We start from the raw sequence: 21,713 nt of genomic DNA, 5'->3' as shown, positions 1-21,713 counted from the left end.
CATCGCCAGTCACCGTACTGGCAGCATGAGGGACGTGCCTCACCACCTCGTGCGCTGGACCGGCTTCGCCGGTTCCCTCCTGCTCGCCGTGTCGGCGTACCTCGGCGGTGCGTTCCCCTCGGCACCCCTGCGAAGCTCTCCGGTCTCCATCTGGCAGAGCCGGTACGGGCCGATCGTCCTCGTCGCCTGGCTGGTCGGCACCGGCCTGATGGCCTGGGCGTGGTGGTCGCTGCGCAACCGGGAACTGAAGCCCCGATGGGTGCTGGTCACCGCCGGGCTGTGGTTGTTGCCGCTGCTGGTGGCTCCGCCCTTCGGCACCCGGGACGTGTACGCCTACGCCTGCCAGGGGGCCAGCTTCGTCAACGGGATCAGCCCGTACGAGCAGGGGGTCTCCGCCCTGCCCTGCCCCTGGCTGGACACCGTCTCCTACATCTGGCGGGACACGCCAGCCCCGTACGGGCCGCTGTTCGTCCTGATGGCCGGGGCGGTGGTCGGGATCACCGACTCGTTGACCGCCAGCATCGTGGCGTTCCGGATCATCTGCCTGCTCGGGGTGGTGGCCACCGCGTACGCAGTGCCGCCGCTGGCCCGCCGGTGCGGCGTACCCGTGGGGCGGGCGCTCTGGCTGGTGCTGGCCTGCCCCCTGGTCGCCATCCACCTGGTCGGCGGCCCACACAACGACTCCCTGATGATCGCCCCCCTGGTCGGCGGCCTGGCGGTGGTGGCCAGCCACCCCGGGCGTCGGTGGCCGCTGCTCGGCGGCGGGGTGCTGCTCGGGGTGGCCGTGGCGGTGAAGGTCACCTCGGTGGTGGTGGTGCCGTTCGCCGTCCTCGCGGCTGTCGTCGGTCCGATCACCGTCCGGGCGCTGTTGCGCCACGGGAGCTGGGTCCTCGGCGGGGCGACCCTGACGATGGTCGGGATCACCTTCGCCGGTGGGCTGGACTTCGGCTGGATCGGCGGGTTGACCACCGGTGGGGCCGCCGTCGCCTGGACCTCGCCCCCGACCGCGGTGGGGCAGACCGTCAACTCTGTCGCCCAGCTCTTCGGGGCGAGCATCGAGGCCATCCCGGCGGCCCGGGGGGTCGGCGTGGTCGTGTTGGCAGCGGTGCTGGTGTGGATGTGGTTCCGGGCCTGGCACCAGGACCCGCTGCGCTACGCCGGGCTGGCCCTGGCCGTCACCGTGGCGCTGGCCTCGGTGGTGCACCCCTGGTACTGGACCTGGCCGCTCGCGGTGATCGCCGCCACCACCGTCAGGTCGAACTGGGCGGCCCTGGTGGCGCTGGTCAGTCTCTTCATGATCCTGCCCGACGGGGTGGGCCTGGCCCGGTACACCAAGATTCCCGGGGCCCCGCTGATGACCCTGCTGCTGGTCTTCGGTGCGGTCGCCCTGGTCCGGATGTTCCGGGCCGAGGACCGGCTCCGGGCCGAGCAGGTCACCCGGTCCTGACCCGGCGTACCACCACCCGGTGGTCGACCAGGGTGAACGGCTGCCCGTCCGGGCCGGTCGTCTCCCGGCGGGGGGCGTCCACCCGTTCGGTGACCCACTCGCCCGGGGTCAGGTCGAGGACGGCCAGGGTCTCCTCCGGGGTGGGGAAGACCAGGTCGGGGGGGGCCTGACGGGCCTGCGGCGGAACCTCGCCGTGCTCGACGATCACCAACCGGCCGCCGGGGGCCACCGCCCGTGCGGCGGCACGCAGCACCTCCTCCCGGGGGAACTCCAGCCGGGACTGGAGGAACTGGGCGCTGACCAGGTCGAACTCTCCCGGGGGGAAGGTCCGGGTCAGGTCGTGTCGGCGGAACTCGATCCGGTCGGTCACCCCGGCCCGGTCGGCCTCGGCCGCCGACCGGTCCAGCGCTGTCGCCGACACGTCGACGGCCGTCACCCGCCACCCCTGCCGGGCCAGCCAGATCGCGTCGCCGCCCTCCCCGCAGCCAAGGTCCAGCGCGCTACCCGGGGGCAGCCCGGTGACCTCCTCGACCAGACGAGCGTTGGGTCGCCCGCTCCACTGCCGTTCCTTCTCGGCGTAGAGCGCGTCCCAGTGCCGCGCGGTCTCCGGGTCGATCGACTCCACCCCGCCGCCGTGGCCTGCGTCCGACATCTCTGTTCTCCCTTGGGTCCAGGTCTTCTCCGAACACTGCGGATCCTGCTCCCAGGCCCCGGAGACCGACAAATAATGTTGCCGGGATGGCAAAGTCATTTGGTGATCGAGAACGGGCCGGCGCCGTGGACGAGCCGGTGACCCGGCCCGGTCCGTTGCAGGTCCGCCACGCCCGGGTCGCCCGGGTGGCGGGCCTGGTCGGGGCGGTCCTGCTCACCGTCGCAGGGTGGCTCGGCGGGGCGCTGCCGGGGACTGCGGCAGACCAGGGGGCCGGGTGGGAGGCGGTCGCTGCCTGGGCAATCGGTACGACCCTGATGGTGGGGGCCTGGTGGGCGCTGCGCGCCGGAGCGCCGTCGACCGGGTGGGCGTACCGCACCGCCGGGCTCTGGCTCCTGCCGCTGCTGTTCGCGCCCCCGCTGGGCAGCCGGGACGTCTACTCGTACGCCTGCCAGGGCTGGGCGTACGCCGCCGGACACGACCCGTACGCGGTGGGGGTGGCGGCGGCCGGGTGCCCGTGGCTCGACTCGGTCGCCCCGCTCTGGCGGGACACCCCCGCCCCGTACGGTCCGGTCTTCCTGCTGGTCGCGGCGCTGGCGGCCACCCTCGGCGGTGGTCTGGTCGGCACCCTGGTCCTGCTGCGGCTGTTCGCCGTGGCTGGGGTGCTGCTGGCCGCGCTCTGCCTGCCCGGCCTGGCCCGGGCCGCCGGGGTGCCCACCCGCCGGGCGGCCTGGCTGGCGCTGGCCACCCCCCTCGTCGGGGTCCACCTGGTGGCCGGGGCGCACAACGACGCCCTCCTCGTCGGGCTGCTGACGCTCGGACTGCTGGTCCTCGTCCGCTATCCCGGCAAACCGCGCCCCCTGCTGGTCGCCGGGGTGGTGCTCGGGCTGGCCGTGGCGGTCAAGGCGACCGCCCTGGTGGTCCTCCCGTTCGCCGCCCTCGCCGCCGTACTGGGCCGCTACACGGTCCGGGCGCTGCTGCGCGACGCCGGGTGGCTCGCCGCAGGAGTCCTCGCCACCCTGGGAGTCACCTCGCTGGTGTCCGGGCTCGGCCTCGGGTGGGTGCCCGCGCTGACCCGTTCCGGAGACTCGGAACAGTGGACCTCCCCACCGACGGCGGTGGGCTTCGTGATCGACTACGGCCTGGAGTCGGTAGGCCGGACCGCCGGGGCGGTCCCGGTGACCCGGTTCGTCGCGTTGCTGCTGCTCGCCGCCGTCGTCGCGGGGCTCTGGTGGTGGGCCTGGCGGTCCCTGCGAAGGTTGGGCGGGGTCCGGCAGCGCGTCCACCGCCTGACCGCCGCCCGGATCCGGGTGTCCCTGCTCGGGGCGGGCCTGGCCCTCGCCGCCACCGTCGCCCTCGCCCCGGTCTTCTACCCCTGGTACGCCACCTGGCCGCTGGCGGTCCTCGCCGTCGTGGCGACCCGGACCACCTGGTTCGTCCTACCCGGCGCGCTGGCCTGCTTCCTCACCCTGCCCGACGGCACCAGCCTGGCCCGGTTCGCTAAGGCCCCCGGCGCGATCGTGATGACCGCCCTGATCGTGGCCGCCGCCCTCATCGCTACCCGCCGAGGGGTAAGGAAGGGCCCCTTCTTAACGCATACGGTCTAGAGGGGGCCCCTTCTCACACCGCCCGCGTCGCGGATCAGCGCGGCTGACTGTGGCGAGTCAGCACCGCATGCCTAGCGGTTCAGTGCGGCTGGCTGCAGGTGGGAAAGCCGGCATCGGAGCGGGCGTCGTGGCTGCGGGTGGTGGTCGCACCCGTGGCGACTTTCTCAGCTTGGGCTGGGCGGGTTTCTGCCGGTGACGTACGTCCCCTTGCCCTGCCGGCCCTGAAGTTCGCCGGTGATCTGCAGGTGTTCGATCGCGCGTCGCGCCGTGCCGACCGAGCAGTCGTACCTGTCGGCAAGCTCGGGCAGTGAGGGCAGCTTGTCGCCTTCCTTGAGTTGCCCTGTGGCGATGCTCCGGCGGATGTCTTCGATGATCACGCGGAAGGTCGGCACATAGCCCGTCATGCTGTCATTCGACCAAGGACCTCCTTCAGCTATGTCGGGTATGTCTGTTCTTTTATAAGTGTAGACACTGCTAACTCTGTTAGTAGAGTTATCTCGAGCAGCTGGTTCAGGGATGAGAGGGGTGGCCCGGTGACAGTCGAGAGAGATGGCAAGCCGGAGGAGTGACGCGCGGAGGTTGCCGAAATTCCGAAAGTGCCGGTGGCAGTGGGGCCGGAGATGTTGGCCATGATCCGACAGGGCGGCGTCGTCGCGTGGGTCATGGCACTACCCGGTGGGGACTGCTGGATCATCGACGTGGACGGCAAGAATGTGGTGCACACCGCTTCGCTGCGTTCGGTCGAGGGCTTCTGGGCAGCGATGTACGACGCCGAGGTGGGTTTGGTCCAGGTGGGGTAGCCCGATGCACTCGGGGCTCCAGGTGGCCTGCGGTCCCGGGTCTGTCCCTGGAGTCCCGAGCCTGTCGAAGACGCGCAGCATCGGTGCTGGATGATCTTTTTGCGGTCGATGCGGCTACAGTGGCCGGAACGTCGCGTGCCGGTGGCAGACCGTGTCAGGCATGGAGGCGTCGGATTTCGAAGGAGCACGACGATGATGACGTCGTTCCCTTCGCCCTCCAGTGTCTGAGGGCGAGCGGGCCAGGCTGATCGCCTGGAGTCGGGAGATGCGCAGCGTCCACGAGCGACTGCGCGAAGCCCTACGGATCACCCAGGACGCGGTGCGCGACGGCGTGGACGCCGAGCCGGCCACCCGGGACCTGCTGTTGTTCTGCCACGGGTTCTGTGCCGCGTTGACCGGGCACCACGAGGGCGAGGACCAGCACCTGTTTCCCGCGATCGCGGCGGCCTATCCCGAGTTGCGTAACACCCTGCGGTACCTCAGACAGGACCACTCGATGATCGCGCATCTGCTCTCCGGCCTGCAGGCGGCCGTTGCCCGCGCCCCGACGGCGGCCGAGGTCGACCGGCATCTTGAGGGAGTCGCCGCGATCATGGAGAGCCATTTCCGGTACGAGGAGCGCCGGCTCCTGACCGTACTGGATCGGCTCGCCCTGGACGCGGACCCGCGAGACGTCCTGGGGCCGCTGTGACCGACGCGTCGGTGTGACCGACCCCCTCGTGTGACCCGGACACGGAGCAGGCCCCCAGGAGATCCTGGGGGCCTGCTCCGACACGGACCGCTCAGCAGTCGAAGTACATCGCGAACTCGTGCGGGGTCGGGCGCAGGCGGACCGGGTCCACCTCGTTGGCCCGCTTCCAGTCGACCCAGGTGGAGATCAGGTCGGGGGTGAAGACCCCACCGTCGAGCAGGTAGTCGTGGTCGGCCTCCAGCGAGTCGAGCACGGCGGGCAGCGAGCCCGGCACCTGCTTGACGTCGCCCCACTCCTCCGGCGGGAGGTCGTACAGGTCCTTGTCGATCGGCGCCGGCGGCTCGATCTTGCTCTTGATGCCGTCCAGGCCGGCCATCATCATCGCCGAGAAGGCGAGGTAGACGTTCGCCGACGGGTCCGGCACGCGGAACTCGACCCGCTTGGCCTTCGGGTTGCTCCCGGTGACCGGGATCCGGGTGCAGGCGGACCGGTTGCGCTGCGAGTAGACCAGGTTGACCGGCGCCTCGAAGCCCGGCACCAGCCGACGGTACGAGTTGATCGTCGGGTTGGTGAAGGCCAGCAGCGACGGGGCGTGGTGCAGCAGACCACCGATGTACCAGCGGGCGGTGTCCGACAGGCCGGCGTAGCCGGTCTCGTCGTAGAACAGCGGCTCGCCGTTGAGCCAGAGGCTCTGGTGGGTGTGCATGCCCGACCCGTTGTCACCGAAGAGCGGCTTCGGCATGAAGGTCGCGGTCTTGCCGTTCGCCCAGGCCTCGTTCTTCACGATGTACTTGAAGAGCTGGAGCTGGTCGGCGGCGTGCAGCAGGGTCGAGAACTTGTAGTTGATCTCGCCCTGGCCGGCGGTGCCGACCTCGTGGTGCGAACGCTCCACGGTGAAACCGGTGTCGACGAGCCGCCGCACGATGCTGTCGCGCAGGTCGGCGTAGTGGTCGACCGGCGGCACCGGGAAGTAGCCGCCCTTGTACGGGGTCTTGTAGCCGCGGTTGCCACCGACCTCTTCGCGGCCGGTGTTCCAGGCGCCCTCGATCGAGTCGATGTAGTAGAACGACTGGTGCGCGGACGTCTCGTGGCGGATCGAGTCGAAGATGTAGAACTCCGCCTCGGCACCGAAGTACGCGGTGTCGGCGATCCCGCTGGCCGCGAGGTAGGCCTCGGCCTTCTTCGCCACGTTACGCGGGTCCCGGGAGTACGCCTCACGGGTGAACGGGTCGTGGATGAAGAAGTTCAGCGCGAGCGTCTTCTGCGCGCGGAAGGGGTCGATGAAGGCGGAGGCGACGTCCGGGAGCAGGAGCATGTCCGACTCGTGGATCGCCTGGAAGCCGCGGATCGACGAACCGTCGAACGCGAGGCCGTCAGTGAAGAGGTCGTCGTTGACCGACTCGACCGGCAGGTTGAAGTGCTGCATCACGCCGGGCAGGTCACAGAACCGAACGTCGACGAACTTCACGTCCTCGTTCTTGAGGTACCGCAGGAGTTCCTCGGGGTTGGCGAACACACATCCTCCTGGCACTACACGGGGCTTGGCGTCCTGGCGACGGTATGACTGTGCGGTTGCCCGACCATGTCTTGAGTGTTTCTGCCGTGTTACGTCGCTCGCGCACGGTCATCTGCGCCGCTCAGGCGCCGTGGCTTGTCCGTTCCGACGATACCGGTCCCGACCTGGGGCCGCGTCACGACGCCCAGAAGGTTGACCGGTCCACCCCCCGGCTACCCTTGGTCGCTGTGATCTCGCCGCAGTCGTCAGCGCCGTCCGGGGCGGACCAGTCCGCCGTACCGTCCCTCGGTCGCCGGTTCGGCGCTCTGATGATCGACTGGATCCTCTGTCTGCTGGTCTCGTACCTGTTCGCCGATCCCACCCGGGACGCCTGGTCGACAGTCGCCGTCCTGATCGTCGAGTACGGCATCTTCCTGGGGCTGTTCGGCCAGACCCCGGGCATGTACATCTGCCGGATCGCCTGCGTCTCGTACTCCGACGGGGGTCGGATCGGCATCCCCCGGGCGCTGCTGCGGGGTGCCCTGCTCGCCCTGGTGGTGCCAGCGCTCCTGATGGACGCCGAGCGCCGTGGCCTGCACGACCGCCTCACCCGCTCGGTGATCGTCGCCGCCCCCCGCCGCACCTGAGCCGGGTCGCTCCCCGGCCGCACCTCGGCCGGATCGGCTGCCTTGGCCGCACCTGAGGCGAACGGGACCCCGGCCCGGCCGAGGGGGCGTACGCGAAAGCCGGGCCCGTCGGCGACGGACCCGGCTGCGGTGGTGCCCGGTCGGGGGCCGGCGTCCCCGGCCGGTGGTGCCGGTCGTGGGGGGTCAGCGGCCCCGGGACTGGCGGAACGCACCCTTGGGCGGGCGCATGTTCTTCGGGATCGCACCCTTGGGCAGCTGCGGGCGGGCGGTGAGCGCCTTGAGCCGCTTGTCGAGGGCGTTGACGTCCTTGCCGCTGAGCGTGCGCGGCAGCCGCATCAGGGTCATCCGCAGCTTCCGGATCGGCAGTTCGCCCTCGTCCTGACCGATCAGGTAGTCGTGCAGGGGAGCGCTGCCGATCACCTTGGCCAGCCGGCGCTTCTCCTGCCCGAGCAGGCCGCGTACCCGCTGGGGGTTGCCCTCGGCGAGCAGGATCACCCCGGGCTTGCCGATGACCAGGTGGACCATGTCCATCTGGGTGGTGGAGCTGACCGCGGGGGTGACCCGCCAGTCACCCCGCATGTTCTCCATGATCTGCGCCGCAGCGCCGGGCTGCCCCTCGGCGGCGTTCATCATCGCCGCGTTGGACCGCAGGTTGAGCACGATCAGCACGGCGAGCAGGGTGAGCAGGATGCCCAGCGGGAGCCAGAGCCAGCCCCAGAGGATCACCGCGACCACGGTGAGCGCGAGCGGGATCAGGATCGCACCGGCCACCAACGGGGCGAACCAGCGGTCCTGTTTGGCGGTGAACCGGAACACCATCCCGATCTGCTTCAGCCGCTGGCCGAACGAGACCTTCTCCTGCGGGGGCTTTGCCATGCGGCTGAGTCTAGTGGGCGGGCTGCAAGCCGTTGCCCCGTGCCCGGGGGTACCGCCACCGGCCCGGCCTGCGGTGTGTGAGAGAGGGGAACCCCTCTCCACCGCAGGCGTCGACGGGGGTCAGGCGGCGGCGCGGCGGGGGAACACGGGAGCGGCCCGACCGGTGCCGTGCCGACCGTCCCCGGGCCGGGAACGCCCGTCGTCGGACTGCCCCCCGCCCTCCTCGTGGTACTCCTCCTCGACGTTGACCGCCCACACGTCGTGGGTGGTGCCGTCGAGGATGTTCGCGGCGGTCAGCATCGCGGTGAGCATGGAGTGGTCCTGGTTGTTGTACCTGTGCATACCGTTGCGGCCGACCGGGTGCACGTTCGGCACCGCCTCGGCCAGCCACCGACGGACGGTGTCGAGCGCCTGTTCGTACCCCTCGTCGTAGACGGGGTAGGCCTTCGGCATCCGGACCACGTACCCGTCGCCGACCACCTCCGGGTCGACAAGGCCGAGCCGCCCCAGCTCGGCGGTGCCCAGGGCGACCAGGTCGGCGTCCTCGGCGCTCCACAGGTCGTCCCCGACGTTGACGAAGTACTCCAGGCCCAGACAGGTGTAGCCGTCCCGGACCAGGTACGGCGACCAGGCGCCGAAGTTCTGGATCCGGCCGACCCGTACCCCCGGGGTGTGCACGTAGATCCAGTTGTCAGGGAACCCGGCGTCGGCCGGCACCACCAGGGCGACGGTGAGGAAGTCCCGGTGGCGCAGCGCGTCGGCGGCGGCGCGTACCTCGGGTGGGGCCGGTGGATCCACGGCCCGGACCAGGTCGGAGATGGGCATGCTGGAGACGACGTGGTCGGCGGTGATCCGCCGGTCGCCGTCCGGGCCGGAGACGGTCACCGCCACCGCCCGCCCGTCGGCCCGGTGCACCCGACGGGCCCAGGTGTTCATGGTGACCACCCCACCGGCGTCGACGACCCGCTCGGTGCAGCGTTCCCACATCATGCCCGGGCCGTACTTCGGGTACTGGAACTCCTCGATCAGGCTGGTGATCGCGGTGGGGTCCCGGCGGGGGAGCAGGGCGTTGCGGACCGCACCGGCCAACGACAGGTTCTTGATCCGCTGTGCCGCCCAGTCGGCCTGCAACTGGGTCGCCGGCATCCCCCAGACCTTCTCGGTGTAGGTCTTGAAGAACATCCGGTACAGCCGGGTGCCGAAGCGGGCCGACACCCACCCCTCGAAGTGGCTCTGGTCGGCCGGGGGACGGACCCGGGACCACAGGTACGACCCGACGCACCGGACCGCCTCGACGACGCCGAGGTTGCGTAGCGCGTTACCGGCCCGGAGCGGGTAGTCGAACAACCGTCCCCGGTAGTGGATGCGGCTCATCCGGGGGCGGAGCAGGAAGTCCTCGTCCGGCAGGATCTCGTGCCAGAACGCCTCCACCTGTGGGACCTTGGTGAAGAATCGGTGCCCGCCGATGTCGAAGCGCCACCCGTCGCGCTCGACGGTGCGGCTGATCCCACCCACCACGTCGTCGGACTCGACGACCTCGACTGTGGTTCCGCGCCGGGTCAGCTCGTACGCGGCGGTGAGACCGGCCGGGCCGGCCCCGATGACGACGGTGTGTGTCGAGGGCATGACTAAATTCATCATCTTCGAAACATCCTCGCAACCGTCCGATCGGACAGTGGGATGATCTGCGGCCCCCGTGGCCGGTCGGGCGCGTCACGGCGGTCGAGGGATCCCCCTCGACCGCCGTGGGTGCGACGCTCAGACCGAGGTGGTCTCCCGCGCCTGCAACGCCTGCTGGTACAGCCGCCCGGCCCGGTACGACGAACGCACCAACGGTCCGCTCATCACCCCGGCGAAGCCGATCTCCTCGGCCTCCTCGCGCAGCTCGACGAACTCCTCCGGCTTGACCCACCGCTCGACGGGGTGGTGCCGAGGGGTCGGGCGGAGGTACTGGGTGACGGTGATCAGTTCGCATCCGGCGTCGTGCAGGTCCTGCAACGCCTGGGAGATCTCGGACCGCTCCTCGCCCATCCCCAGGATCAGGTTGCTCTTGGTGACCAGCCCGGCCGCCCGGGCCTGCCGGATCACGTCCAGGGACCGCTCGTAGCGGAACGCCGGACGGATCCGCTTGAAGATCCGGGGAACCGTCTCGACGTTGTGCGCGAGCACCTCGGGGCGGGACCCGAAGACCTCCGCGAGCTGCTCGGGCACCGCGTTGAAGTCGGGGATCAGCAGCTCCACCCCGCATCCGGAGCGCAGGGCGTGGATCTGCCGGACCGTCTCGGCGTACAGCCAGGCACCGCCGTCGGGCAGGTCGTCGCGGGCGACGCCCGTGATGGTGGCGTACCGCAGCCCCATCGACGACACCGACTCGGCGACCCGGCGCGGCTCGTCGGCGTCGAACTCGGCCGGCTTGCCGGTGTCGATCTGGCAGAAGTCGCACCGGCGGGTGCACTGGTCACCGCCGATGAGGAAGGTCGCCTCCCGGTCCTCCCAACACTCGTAGATGTTGGGACAGCCGGCCTCCTGGCAGACGGTGTGCAGGCCCTCCCGGGACACCAGGCCGCGCAGCTCGGTGTACTCCGGCCCCATCTTGGCCTTGACCTTGATCCATGGTGGCTTACGTTCGATCGGCGTCTCTGCGTTGCGGGCCTCGATGCGCAGCAGGCGTCGCCCCTCCGGTGCCACCGTCGTGGGGCGGCTGGCCTGCTGGGTCGTCGGCGTGGTGTGCTCGATCGTCACGAAACCGAGCCTACGCCGGTCGGTGCCGGTCGATGAACGTCGGGCGACGCCCGTCACCCCGCAGCCCCTGTGACCCCAGACACCACGGCCGTCGGCGGACCGCTCAGCCGGCGAGGAGGGTGGGCAGGTGCCGCTCGGCCACCGGGAGCACGTCGGCGACGGTGACCGGGCGGCCCACCTCCGCGCTGATCGAGGTCACCCCGGCGTCGCGGATCCCGCAGGGCACGATCCGGTCGAAGTACGTCAGGTCGCAGTCACAGTTGATCGAGAAGCCGTGCAGGGTGACCCCCCGGGCCACCCGGATGCCGATCGCTGCCACCTTGCGGGCCGGACCCCGGTCGTCGGCCGGCACCCAGACCCCGCTGCGCCCCTCGATCCGCTCGGTGGCCAGCCCGAACTCCGCGCAGACGTCGATCAGGAACTGCTCGGTACGCCGTACGTAGGCGACCACGTCCACCGGGTCGGGCAACCGCAGGATCGGGTACCCGACGAGCTGACCCGGACCGTGCCAGGTGATCTTGCCGCCCCGGTCCACGTCGACGACGGGGGTGCCGTCGGACGGCCGGTCCCACGGCTCGGTCCGCTTGCCGGCGGTGTAGACGCTCTCGTGCTCCAGCAACAGGACGGTGTCCGGGGCGTCGCCGGCCACCACCGACTCGTGCAGCCGACGCTGCTCGTCCCAGGCGGCCAGGTAGTCGAGCATCCCGGCGCGGACGGCCGTCAGGCCGGAGGTCGTTGCGGTCACGTCGCCAAGCCTAGTCCGGCACCGGGGCCGGACCGCCGGTGAGCCGCCTCACGCCGGGACCTGCCAGAGCCAGACGTCGTCGACCCGCTGCGGCTCGCCGAGCAGGGCGGTGGCGGTCCGACGCAGCGCCTCCACGTCGATCGGGTACTTCGCGCCGTGCACCCGGTCGGGGAGGACCACCACCTCCACCCCCCAGTACCGCAGGTCGGCCCGGGACAGGTCGACGCTGCCCTGCGTGATGATCGGCACCAGACCGGTCCGCCCGGCCTGCTCCATCAGGGTGTCGAAGGTCCGCGGGACCGGACCGATCCGTCCCCGGCCGTCGGGTCCGCCGGGGCCGAGGAAGAAGCCCGAGGGCAGGGCGAACTCCCCCTGCCTGTGGGAGAGGGCGTACGCCTGCCAGCGCTGCCCGTCCGGGGTCACGTCCAGGGTCAACGGCACCGGGGTCAGCGCCCCGCCCGGGGAGACGTACTCCCGCCAGGTGCCGGCGGTGACGAACCTCGGGATCGGCTCCCGCTCGATCGTCAGCAGCGGTACGGGCACCAGCGGGACCAGGGCCACCGCGAGGGCCAGCGCCCAGGCGGGACGGGTCCACCGGTGTCGGGCCGGACGGGTGCGTACCTCGTCGACCAGGTACGCCAGGAGCACCCCGATCACCGGGGCGACCACCAGGGCCAGCCGGGACGGCAGCGCGGCGTTGACCACCGGCAGCGCACCGAGCAGGTCGAAGGGGAGCGGTACGTCGTACCGGTGGCCGTTCCACTTCACCTGCGGCCCCCAGGACAGGACGGCGAAGACCACGGCTGTGACACCCAGGGCGGTCAGTGTCGCCCGACGGGTCGGCCCCGCCCACCGCCACAGCGCCACGAAGCAGACCACTGTGAGCACCAGCAGCGGCACCCCGAAGAAGGAGTTCTCCTCGGTGGGATTGGGGGCCAGCGAGGTGTCCCACCCGGCGGCCCCGGCCAGCGACCGCTGCGGGTACGCCCCGAAGGCGGCGATGTCCTCGGCGTGCACGACGGGGTCGAACCCGGTGCCGTGGAACCGTTGCGGCCCGGCGAAGTGCAGCCAGAGCGGGTACGCCAGCAGCGCCCCGGCGGTGACGGTGGTGATGCCCAGCCCCCGCAGGAAGCTCGGCAGCGCCGCCCGGGCCGTCGCCCGACGGGCCGGGTGCAGCGCCCACACCGGTACGAACACCCCCAGCGCCAGGGCGGTGAAGAAGAGCCCTTCGGCGGCGATGGAGAAGGCGAGCGCCACCGTGACGCCGAACAGGATCCCGTTCCGTAGCAGGTGCTCCGGGCGGCGCAGGGCGAACAGCCGCCAGATCAGCAGCGGCACCAGCCACCCGGCGGTCCAGTTGAGGTGGGCGTTGGCGTGCGAGACCATGCCGGGGGAGAAGGCGACGAACAGCGCGCCCACCCCGGCGGCCAGCCGGTTGTCCACCAGGCTTCGGGAGAGCAGGAGGTACCAGGCCAGCGCGGTGGCGGCGAGGTTCAGGGTGAGGATCACCAGGAACGTGGCCGGTGGCCCGATCGTGTACGTCAGCGGGGCGAAGAGCACCGCGTACACGGTGATCGAGGTGTTGACCGCGAGGTTGACCCCGTCCGGGACGTTGAGCAGGTACGTGAAGAACGGGTTCTCCCCGTGGGTGACTGCGTGCCCGCCGAAGGCCAGCAGCCATTCGAACAGCGCCTGGTCGCTGGAGTTCACAGTGATCGCCCGGGTGTCCGGGCTGCGCCACAGCCCACTCGTCACCCAGCCGGCCAGGGCCAGCGCGACGAGGATCACCACCACGTCCGCCCGCCACCGGCGGCGGGTGGCGGGCGGCGGGGACGGGTCGGTGACCTGTGACGGAGAGGTCGGCACGGAGCGGACGTTACCAACCGGACCTGGACACCCCGGTCAGACCCGGCCGTACGGGCGGGGTGTCAGTCGTGCAGGGCGGCGTGCAGGGCGCCGGGAAGGTCCGGGTGGCGGTAGTCGAAGCCGGCCCCGCCCAACACCCCGGGCAGCACCCGGGCGCTGGTCAACGCCTCCTGGGCGAACCCGCCGAGGGCGATCTTCAGCGCCACCGCCGGGATCGGGATGATCGCCGGGCGGTGCAGTTGGCGGGCCAGTTCCCTGGTGAAGTCGGCGTTGGTGACCGGAGCCGGACCGACCCCGTTGACCGGCCCGGCGAGGTCGGCCCGGTCGAGCAGGAACGTCACGACGGACAACCAGTCCGTCATGGCGATCCAGGGCAGCCACTGTCGGCCACTGCCCAACCGCCCGGCGATCCCCAGCTTGAACGGCAGCAGCTGCGGCTTGAGCAGGCCACCGTCGCGGTGCAGGGGCAACCCGGTCCGGAGCCGGACCACCCGTACCCCGGCGTCCTCCGCGGGTCGGGTCGCGGCCTCCCACACCCGGCAGACGTCGGCCAGGAAACCGTCACCGGCCGGGGCGTCCTCCTCGACGACCCGGTCCCCGGTGTTGCCGTACCACCCGACGGCGGACGCGTTGACCAGGACCTTCGGCCGGTCGGCGACGGGCAGCCCGGCGATGGTGGAGGCCAGGGTGCCGGTGGTGTCGACCCGGCTGGTCCGGATGACCCGCCGGTAGTCGTCGGTCCACCGCCGGTCACCGACCCCCGCCCCGGACAGGTTGACGACCGCGTCGGCCCCGGCGACGAGCGTCGGGTCGAGCTGCCCCCCGGACGGGTTCCACCGTTGTTCGTCGGCGGACCGGGTGGGCCGCCTCACCAGCCGGGTGACCTGGTGCCCGTCGGCGGTGAACCGGTCGGCGAGCCGGGTGCCGAGAAAGCCGGACGCGCCGGCCATGAGGATCCGCATACCCTCATCTTCGGTCACGGCACCGTCGTCGGCCGGCCGACCGGTCGCCTCGACCGACCGAGCCCTCCACGGAACCGCCCGCCCCGCTACTCAGGGCCGCCGGTGGTCCGGATCAGGACGTTTGACCTCCACGATGGTCACCAGGTCCTCAAGGCCGGTGAAATCGGCTGGGTTGGTGGTGTACAGGGGTAGTCGGTGCACGTGTGCCACGGCCGCGATCATGAGGTCAGCGATGCGGCGGCGGGTTCCACGTCCGGTGGCGAGGACCGCCGCCGCGATCAGACCGTAGGCCCGGGCGGCTTCACCGTCGAAGGGCAGCGGATCGAACGTCGACTCCACGTGTTGCAGCACGCTCGTCCGGCGTGCGCGTTCCCGGGGATCGACACCTCACCACTCACGGTCGAACGGTTCCTGGTCGATCACGCCGTCCACCCCGCGCATGATCGCGCCGGAGTCGTTGCGCAATTCGCGTTGGGTGATCTCGCGGGACGCATGCTCAGCCACCGGGCTAGTCTGCCGTCCGTGCTACCAGGTGCTACAGGTTGCGTCGTCGTGGCCGGGCGGGTCGCGCCGTGCCGGCGGGGGGCGAGTGGTCAGGACTGTGGCGGGTCGTCGTGCCAGCGGGCGCGGATCTCGACCTCACGCCGCTCGTGTTCGATCCGCTCGGCGAAGACCACGTCCCGTAGCGCGCGTCGGGCGTCGGCCATCCACACCACCTCCCACGTCACCAGCGCCAGGCAGACCGCTGTCACCAGGACCAGGGCGAGCAGCGCCGAGACCCGGAGCCCGACCGGGATCAGGGCCGCGACCAGCAGCACCGTGCCGAGCCGGGCCCAGGTGAGGGTGCGCAGCGTACGGGCCTGGAAGGCCATGTCCCCGAGGAGGTAGCAGATCACCCCGCCGTAGAGGAGCAGCACCCCGGAGGCGTGCACCTTCGCCCCCGCCGGCAGGCTGGGTTCCAGCAGCACCTTCAGGATCTCCTCGGCACCCAGGGAGAGCATGATCAGTCCAGCGATCATGGGCAGGAACAGGTAGGCGTAGGCGTCCCGGGCCATCGTGCCCCGGGCCCGTCCGGTGGTGGCGTGCAGGGCGATCCGGGCCGCCGGGCCGACCATGTCGAAGTGCAGCCACCACAGCGTCGCGGCCAGGATGATCCCGATGCTCCCACCGGTGATGGCCGGCCAGTTCACCGCGGCACCGCCCAGGTTGGTACTGGTACCGAGGCCGACGGAGAGCACCGACTCGCCGAGGGCGATCATCAGGATGAGGTCGTACCGCTCGGTCCAGTGCTCGGCCGAGGGGACCGCACCGTGCTCGATCCCGACCAGCAGGCCGGTCGCGTACTGGGTGAGGACCACCGCGACCAGGAGCCCGTCGCGGACCAGCGCGCTCCACCCCGAGTCGTCGATCAGCGGGGGCAGGAGCGCGGCGGCGAGCAACAGGCCGGTGCTGACGAGCAGCTCCGGGGTGAGCTTGTGCAGGTCCCGGCTCTGTCCCGGATTGTCGCGGGTGATCCGCCCGTACACCCAGAGGTGCACGACCCGGATCACCAGGTAGCTGAGGGCGACGGTGGCCGGTCCCGCCTGCCCGGTCTCGTGGGCGGCGATCGTCTGCGGTACGGCGAGGGCGAAGGCGAACAGGGCAGCCATCCCGATCACCATGACCACCGGGACGAAGCCCTCGCCGAGCCGGACCCGGGTGGCCACGACGCTGTGCAGGATCCAGATCCACCAGAGCAGGGCGAGGACGAGCAGGCCGTGCAGCAGGGTGTGGGGGGAGACGTCGCTGGCGGCGGCCCGGACGATGATGAAGAACGAGAAGACGAAGACCAGGTCGAAGAAGATCTCGAAGCGGTCCACCCGGGCACCGGGCGCGACGGCCACCGCCGGTCCCAGGTGCCCCCGCCACCGCTCGCCCCCCACGTGATCGAGTCTGTCAGCGGTGACCCGGCCCGGTGGCCGAATCGGCCTACTCGGGCGACTCCGGCGGTGCGACGGCGGCGGGCGCCCCGGCCGAGGTCGACCGGGGCGCCCGCCGTGTGCAGACCGTGCCTGTTACAGGCCCAGCTCGGCCTCGAAGTTGCCGCCCTCCAGGCGCTCCTTCACGGCGACCAGGAACCGGGCCGCGTCCGCGCCGTCGATCAGCCGGTGGTCGTAGGACAGGGCCAGGTAGACCATCGACCGGACCGCCACCACCTCGCCCAGGTCCGGGTCGTTGACCACGACCGGGCGCTTCACCACGGCACCGGTACCGAGCATCGCCGCCTGCGGCGACGGCACGATCGGGGTGTCGAAGAGGGCACCCCGGCTGCCGGTGTTGGTCAGCGTGAAGGTCGCCCCGGCCAGCTCGTCCGGGCTGATCTTGTTGGCCCGGGTCCGCTCGGCCAGGTCGGCGATCCGCTTCGCCAGGCCGCCCAGGTTCAGGTCACCGGCGTTGTGCACCACCGGCACCATCAGGCCCCGCTCGGCGTCCACAGCGACGCCCAGGTGCTCGGCGTCGGGGTAGGTGATCGTGCCGGCGTCCAGGTCCATGCTGGCGTTGACGATCGGGTACGCCTGGAGCGCCTCGATCGCGGCCAGGGCGAAGAACGGCAGGAAGGACAGCTTCACGCCGTGCCGCTGCTGGAACGACTCCTTGGCCTTCGCCCGCAGCTTCGCCACCCGGGTCACGTCCACCTCGACCACGGTGGTCAGCTGCGCCATCTCGTGCAGCGACTGCTGCATCCGCTTGGCGATGGTGGCCCGGATCCGGGGCAGCTTCTCGGTGGTCCCGCGCTTGGCGCTCGGCTGCGGCTTCTTCGCCGCCGGCTTGGCCGCTGCGGGGGCCGCCTGGGCGGCCGGGGCCGGGGCTGCCTTGGCGGCCTTGGCCTTCTCCGCTGCCTCCAGCACGTCCTGCTTACGGATCCGACCGCCCACCCCGGTACCGGAGAGGCCGGCCAGGTCCACGCCGTGCTCGGCGGCGAGCTTGCGCACCAGCGGGGTCACGTACCCACCGGCGTCACCCTCACCGGCCGGAGCGGCCGGCTGCTCGGCCTTGGCCGGGGCGGGCGGGGTGGCCGCCTGCTCGGCCTTGGCCGGCTGGGCGGCGGTCTCGGCCTCGGCGGACGGCTGGTTGTACGACAGGCCCGGAGTCGGCTCCTCGACCTTGGCCGGCTCCTGCTCGGCGGCCGGCTCCTCCTTCTTCGGCTCCGGCTCGGCCTGCTTCGGCTCGTCCTTCGGCTCCGACTGGGCCGGGGCGGCACCGGCGGCACCGATCACGGCCAGCTCGGCACCGACGTCGGCGGTCTCGTCCTCGGCGACCTTGATCTCCAGGACCGTCCCGGCGACCGGAGAGGGGATCTCCGTGTCGACCTTGTCGGTGGAGACCTCCAACAGGGGCTCGTCGACCTCGACCGACTCACCGACCTGCTTGAGCCAGCGGGTGACGGTCCCCTCGGTGACGCTCTCGCCGAGGGCCGGCATCTTGACCGGGGTGCCCTCGCCGGAGGACGCCGGGGCGGCCTGGGCGGACGGCTCCTGCACCGCCGACTGCTCCGCCTCCGCCTGCGGCTCGGCGGCAGCCTGCTCGGCCTGCTGCGCCGGAGCCTCCTTCGGCTGCTCCTGCTCGGCGGACGCGCCACCACCGGTGGCCTCGCCCTCACCGGCGATGACTGCCAACTCGCTGCCGACCTCGGCGGTCTCGTCCTCGCCGACCACGATCCGGCTCAGCACTCCCGCCGCTGGCGACGGGATCTCCGTGTCGACCTTGTCGGTCGAGACCTCGAGCAGGGGCTCGTCGACCTCGACGGTGTCGCCCTCCTGCTTGAGCCAGCGGGTGACGGTGCCCTCGGTGACGCTCTCGCCGAGCCGGGGCATGGTGACCGATACCGGCATGTTCTTCAGACTCCTTCGTTCCCTGGTGGGGTCATCTCGCCCGTCGCCGGGTGGTGGCTGGGTCAGGCGTGCGCGTGCAGCGGCTTGCCGGCCAGGGCCAGGTGTGCCTCGCCCAGGGCTTCGTTCTGCGTCGGGTGTGCGTGGACGAGCTGCGCGACCTCGGCCGGGTACGCCTCCCAGTTGTAGATGAGCTGCGCCTCCCCGACCAGTTCGCCGACCCGGGCGCCGACCATGTGCACGCCGACCACCGGGCCGTCCTCCAGACCGACCAGCTTCACGAAGCCGGTGGTCTTGAGGATCTGGCTCTTGCCGTTGCCACCCAGGTTGTAGTTGTAGGTCTTGACCTTGTCGGCGCCGTACTTCTCCTTGGCCTTCGCCTCGGTCAGCCCGACCGAGGCCAGCTCGGGCTCGGAGTAGGTGACCCGGGGGATGCCGATCTCGTCGATCACGGTCGGGTTCTTCCCGGCGATCTCCTCGGCGACGAAGATGCCCTGCTGGAAACCGCGGTGGGCGAGCTGGAGACCGGGGACGATGTCGCCGACGGCGTAGACGTTCGGCACGCTGGTGCGCAGCCGCTCGTCGGTCAGGACGTACCCACGGTCGGTCTTGACGCCCTGCTCCTCGTACCCGAGGTCGGCGGTGTTGGGACCCCGGCCGACGGCGACCAGGAGCAGCTCGGCCTCGACGGTGTCGCCACCGGCGATGGTGAGCTTGACCCCCTTGTCGGTCTTCTCGACCTTCTCGAAGGGCTTGCCGACCTTGAAGTTGATCTTTCGCTTGCGGAACGCGCGCTCCAGGGCCTTCGAGGACTCCTCGTCCTCGGCGGCGACCAGCCGGGGCAGCGCCTCGACGATTGTCACGTCCACCCCGAAGGACTTCCAGACGCTGGCGAACTCGACGCCGATCACACCGCCGCCCAGCACGATCGCCGAGGCGGGAACCCGGTCCAGGGTCAACGCGTGGTCGCTCGTGATCACCCGCTCGCCGTCGACCTCCAGGCCCGGCAGGCTCTTGGCGTACGACCCGGAGGCCAGCACCACGTTGCGGCCGGTGTAGCGCTTGCCGTCCACCTCGACGGTGTTCGGGGCGACCAGCTTGCCGGCACCGGAGACCAGAGTGATGTTCTTCGAACCGCCGACCAGGCCCTGCAGGCCCTTGTACAGGCGGGAGACCACCCCGTCCTTGTACGAGTTGACCCCGGCCATGTCGATGCCGACCAGCTCGGCCTGGACGCCGAACTGGGCCGACTCGCGGGTCTGGTCGGCGACCTCCGCCGCGTGCAGCAGGGCCTTGGTCGGAATGCACCCGTTGTGCAGGCAGGTCCCGCCGAGTTTGCCCTTCTCCACCAGGGCGACCTTGAGGTCCAGTTGGGCGGCGCGCAGCGCAGTCGCGTAGCCGCCGCTGCCCCCTCCGAGGATCACTACGTCGAAGGTCGCGTCGTTCGGCTCGCTCACATCCAACTCCCAGGTCGCGTCGCTGCTACGAGGGGGCATGCCAGGTAAACGGGCATACTCGCCTCGGTCATCTTGTCACCACCCGGTCCGGGGCGCGTAGTGAGGTGCCCAACGACACGTCGCCGACACGTACCCTTGGCAAGGTCGTATTGACGTCTGACGGGAGGGATACGACCGGTGGGTCTGTTCCGACGACGCAAGCAGGCGAGACCGGAGAGCCGAGAGCGCGCTGCGGAACGTGCCGACCTGGAGCATCTCGCGGAGTTCGTCCGCAGCCGACGTGGGGTGGAGGCGTTCGTCGAACCGAAGACCACAGTCACCGAGACCACCGTCATCCTGATCGCCGACGACGGCGAGTGGACCCGGCGGCGGATCGACGGGCCGGACGGGGCGCGGCGCTTCGCCTACCAGTTGGCCATCCCGGTCTACGACGTCCGCATCATGGGCTACCCCCAGCGGATGCGTGACTACAACGAACGCCGCAAACGCCGCCCCGACCGCTACTGACCCACGCCCGCTGGCAGGGAAGGGCCCCTCGTCGATGCCGGGGACGAGAGGGTTGCCCCTGCCCGCCGTCGGCGTCGACAGGGGCCCTTCCCTGCCGGCGGTCAGCCGTTGGTGGCGACGTCCTCGATCAGCCCGAGGAGGGTACGCACCGGAACCCCGGTGCCGCCCTTGGTCAGGTGACCGGTCGGCTCGCCGCTGTTGTAGCTCGGACCGGCGATGTCGATGTGCGCCCAGGCCACCTCGTCGGTGACGAACTCGCGGAGGAAGACCCCACCCTGCAACATGTGCCCGGCCCGGTCCATCCCCGCGTTGACCTGCGAGATGTCGGCGACGTCGGAGTCCATGCCCTTGCGGACCTCGTCCGGCAGCGGCATCGGCCAGGCCGGTTCGCCGACGGCGTCCCCGGCGGCGCGTACCCGCTCGCACAGCTCGTCGGTGCCCATCACCCCGGAGATCCGCTTACCCAGGGCGACGACCTGGCCGCCGGTGAGGGTGGAGGTCTCGAAGAGGTAGTCGCAGCCGTCGGCGCAGGCGCGGGCGATGGCGTCGGCGAGGATCATCCGGCCCTCGGCGTCGGTGTTGAGGACCTCCACCTTCTTGCCGTCGAACATCGTGATCACGTCACCGGGGCGGTACGCGGTCCCCGAGGGCATGTTCTCCGCCATCGGCACGTACGCGGTCACCGCCACCGTCGGCTTCAGCGCGGACACGGCCAGCATGGTCGCCGCCACGGCCGCCGCCCCACCCATGTCGGACTTCATCTCCCACATGCCCTGCGACGGCTTGATCGAGATGCCACCGGTGTCGAAGGTGATGCCCTTGCCGACCAGGGCCACCCGCTTGCCGTTGCCCCCGTCCGCCGGGGTGTAACCGATCTTGACCAGGCGGGGCGGGGCCTCGGAGCCCTGACCGACGGCGAGGATTCCGCCGTAACCCCCCTCGGTCAACGCCGCCTCGTCGAGCACCTCGACGGTCAGCCCGGCCTCTCCGGCGGCGGCGGCCACCAGGTCGGCGAAGACCGGGGGACGCTTGTCGTTCGGGGCGGTGTTGACCCAGTCCCGGGCGGTCCGCACCGCCCCGGTCACGGCCAGCGCCCGGCTCACCTCGGTCCGGGCTGTCGCGTCACCGGCGTCCGGCACCGCCACCAGCACCTCGGCCACCGGGTCACGGCGGGCCGGCTGCGGCCGGGTCTTGTACCCGGCGAACCGGTACCCGCCCAGCAGCGCGCCCTCGGCGACCGCCCGCAGCGCGGCCGGGGCGTCGGCGTCGTCGGGCAGGGGCAGGCTCAACGCCACCCTCTCCGCACCGGCCAACGCCCGTACCGCCGACCCGGCGGCCCGACGCAGCGCCTCC

General features: G+C 71.2%; 20 protein-coding genes. 6 read left to right on the top strand and 14 right to left on the bottom strand.

What is annotated here, in order from left to right; genetic code table 11:
* The first annotated feature begins 34 nt into the window (after nucleotides 1-34).
* A complete protein-coding gene (gene mptB, locus ABT336_RS15510) occupies nucleotides 35-1,447 on the top strand; it encodes a polyprenol phosphomannose-dependent alpha 1,6 mannosyltransferase MptB (protein ID WP_350897284.1) in 1,413 nt (470 codons plus the stop codon).
* Here the strand turns inward: mptB (ABT336_RS15510) and ABT336_RS15505 are convergent.
* A complete protein-coding gene (locus ABT336_RS15505) occupies nucleotides 1,434-2,099 on the bottom strand; it encodes an SAM-dependent methyltransferase (RefSeq protein ID WP_350897270.1) in 666 nt (221 codons plus the stop codon). The two genes, mptB (ABT336_RS15510) and ABT336_RS15505, sit on opposite strands and share 14 nt — an antisense overlap.
* Before the next feature lie 86 nt (nucleotides 2,100-2,185).
* Here ABT336_RS15505 and mptB (ABT336_RS15500) point away from each other — a divergent pair, with 86 nt between their 5' ends.
* Nucleotides 2,186-3,703 carry a polyprenol phosphomannose-dependent alpha 1,6 mannosyltransferase MptB gene (gene mptB / locus ABT336_RS15500; RefSeq protein ID WP_502891184.1) on the top strand — a complete coding sequence of 506 codons (1,518 nt, stop codon included), beginning with the start codon at nucleotides 2,186-2,188 and terminating at the stop codon, nucleotides 3,701-3,703.
* Between the two features lie 164 nt (nucleotides 3,704-3,867).
* On the opposite strand, the gene ABT336_RS15495 is transcribed toward mptB (ABT336_RS15500), so the two are convergent.
* Complete coding sequence (locus ABT336_RS15495) at nucleotides 3,868-4,107, bottom strand: GntR family transcriptional regulator (protein WP_350897269.1); 240 nt, start codon at nucleotides 4,105-4,107, stop codon at nucleotides 3,868-3,870.
* A gap of 198 nt (nucleotides 4,108-4,305) precedes the next feature.
* Between ABT336_RS15495 and ABT336_RS15490 the strand changes: the two genes are divergently transcribed.
* Nucleotides 4,306-4,503, top strand: a complete 198-nt coding sequence (locus tag ABT336_RS15490; protein ID WP_350897268.1) for a hypothetical protein — start codon at nucleotides 4,306-4,308, stop codon at nucleotides 4,501-4,503.
* 220 nt (nucleotides 4,504-4,723) lie between these two features.
* Nucleotides 4,724-5,194 (top strand): hemerythrin domain-containing protein, encoded by a 471-nt coding sequence (locus ABT336_RS15485; RefSeq protein ID WP_350897267.1) that lies wholly within the window; start codon nucleotides 4,724-4,726, stop codon nucleotides 5,192-5,194.
* A gap of 91 nt (nucleotides 5,195-5,285) precedes the next feature.
* On the opposite strand, the gene glnA is transcribed toward ABT336_RS15485, so the two are convergent.
* On the bottom strand, nucleotides 5,286-6,710 hold the full coding sequence (gene glnA / locus ABT336_RS15480; protein WP_350897266.1) for a type I glutamate--ammonia ligase: 1,425 nt from the start codon (nucleotides 6,708-6,710) through the stop codon (nucleotides 5,286-5,288).
* A gap of 227 nt (nucleotides 6,711-6,937) precedes the next feature.
* Here glnA and ABT336_RS15475 point away from each other — a divergent pair, with 227 nt between their 5' ends.
* On the top strand, nucleotides 6,938-7,336 hold the full coding sequence (locus tag ABT336_RS15475; protein WP_350897265.1) for an RDD family protein: 399 nt from the start codon (nucleotides 6,938-6,940) through the stop codon (nucleotides 7,334-7,336).
* 183 nt (nucleotides 7,337-7,519) lie between these two features.
* On the opposite strand, the gene ABT336_RS15470 is transcribed toward ABT336_RS15475, so the two are convergent.
* The 10 genes from ABT336_RS15470 to lpdA all read right to left on the bottom strand — a co-directional run bounded on the left by ABT336_RS15470 (nucleotide 7,520) and on the right by lpdA (nucleotide 19,892).
* Nucleotides 7,520-8,212, bottom strand: a complete 693-nt coding sequence (locus tag ABT336_RS15470; protein WP_350897264.1) for a DUF4191 domain-containing protein — start codon at nucleotides 8,210-8,212, stop codon at nucleotides 7,520-7,522.
* Nucleotides 8,213-8,332: 120 nt separating this feature from the next.
* Entirely contained in the window at nucleotides 8,333-9,838 is a 1,506-nt protein-coding gene (locus tag ABT336_RS15465) for an NAD(P)/FAD-dependent oxidoreductase (protein WP_350897263.1), read from the bottom strand.
* A 132-nt stretch (nucleotides 9,839-9,970) separates the two neighbouring features.
* Entirely contained in the window at nucleotides 9,971-11,011 is a 1,041-nt protein-coding gene (gene lipA, locus ABT336_RS15460; protein WP_350897262.1) for a lipoyl synthase, read from the bottom strand.
* Between the two features lie 46 nt (nucleotides 11,012-11,057).
* Nucleotides 11,058-11,699: a lipoyl(octanoyl) transferase LipB gene (gene lipB / locus ABT336_RS15455; protein ID WP_350897261.1), complete on the bottom strand. Its 642-nt coding sequence runs from the start codon at nucleotides 11,697-11,699 to the stop codon at nucleotides 11,058-11,060.
* Nucleotides 11,700-11,747: 48 nt separating this feature from the next.
* Nucleotides 11,748-13,565, bottom strand: coding sequence for a DUF6311 domain-containing protein (locus ABT336_RS15450; protein ID WP_350897260.1), 1,818 nt, complete (start codon nucleotides 13,563-13,565; stop codon nucleotides 11,748-11,750).
* Nucleotides 13,566-13,627: 62 nt separating this feature from the next.
* Nucleotides 13,628-14,527, bottom strand: coding sequence for a TIGR01777 family oxidoreductase (locus ABT336_RS15445; RefSeq protein ID WP_350897282.1), 900 nt, complete (start codon nucleotides 14,525-14,527; stop codon nucleotides 13,628-13,630).
* Between the two features lie 90 nt (nucleotides 14,528-14,617).
* Nucleotides 14,618-14,878: a PIN domain-containing protein gene (locus tag ABT336_RS15440; RefSeq protein WP_350897259.1), complete on the bottom strand. Its 261-nt coding sequence runs from the start codon at nucleotides 14,876-14,878 to the stop codon at nucleotides 14,618-14,620.
* Between the two features lie 242 nt (nucleotides 14,879-15,120).
* Complete coding sequence (locus ABT336_RS15435) at nucleotides 15,121-16,449, bottom strand: low temperature requirement protein A (protein ID WP_350897258.1); 1,329 nt, start codon at nucleotides 16,447-16,449, stop codon at nucleotides 15,121-15,123.
* Between the two features lie 132 nt (nucleotides 16,450-16,581).
* Nucleotides 16,582-18,399, bottom strand: coding sequence for a 2-oxoglutarate dehydrogenase, E2 component, dihydrolipoamide succinyltransferase (sucB, locus tag ABT336_RS15430; RefSeq protein ID WP_350897257.1), 1,818 nt, complete (start codon nucleotides 18,397-18,399; stop codon nucleotides 16,582-16,584).
* A gap of 62 nt (nucleotides 18,400-18,461) precedes the next feature.
* Complete coding sequence (gene lpdA, locus ABT336_RS15425) at nucleotides 18,462-19,892, bottom strand: dihydrolipoyl dehydrogenase (RefSeq protein ID WP_350897256.1); 1,431 nt, start codon at nucleotides 19,890-19,892, stop codon at nucleotides 18,462-18,464.
* A 138-nt stretch (nucleotides 19,893-20,030) separates the two neighbouring features.
* On the opposite strand from lpdA, the gene ABT336_RS15420 reads away from it, so the two are divergent.
* Complete coding sequence (locus tag ABT336_RS15420) at nucleotides 20,031-20,360, top strand: hypothetical protein (RefSeq protein WP_350897255.1); 330 nt, start codon at nucleotides 20,031-20,033, stop codon at nucleotides 20,358-20,360.
* 101 nt (nucleotides 20,361-20,461) lie between these two features.
* Here the strand turns inward: ABT336_RS15420 and ABT336_RS15415 are convergent.
* The coding region (locus tag ABT336_RS15415) for a leucyl aminopeptidase (protein ID WP_350897254.1) at nucleotides 20,462-21,713 on the bottom strand (1,252 nt) is incomplete at its 5' end.

The organism is Micromonospora sp. NPDC000207, from assembly GCF_040300925.1.
In the GTDB taxonomy this organism is placed as follows: Bacteria; Actinomycetota; Actinomycetes; order Mycobacteriales; family Micromonosporaceae; genus Micromonospora.
Note: the sequence above shows the minus strand (reverse complement) of the source record. Positions and strands in the feature narration are given on the sequence as shown.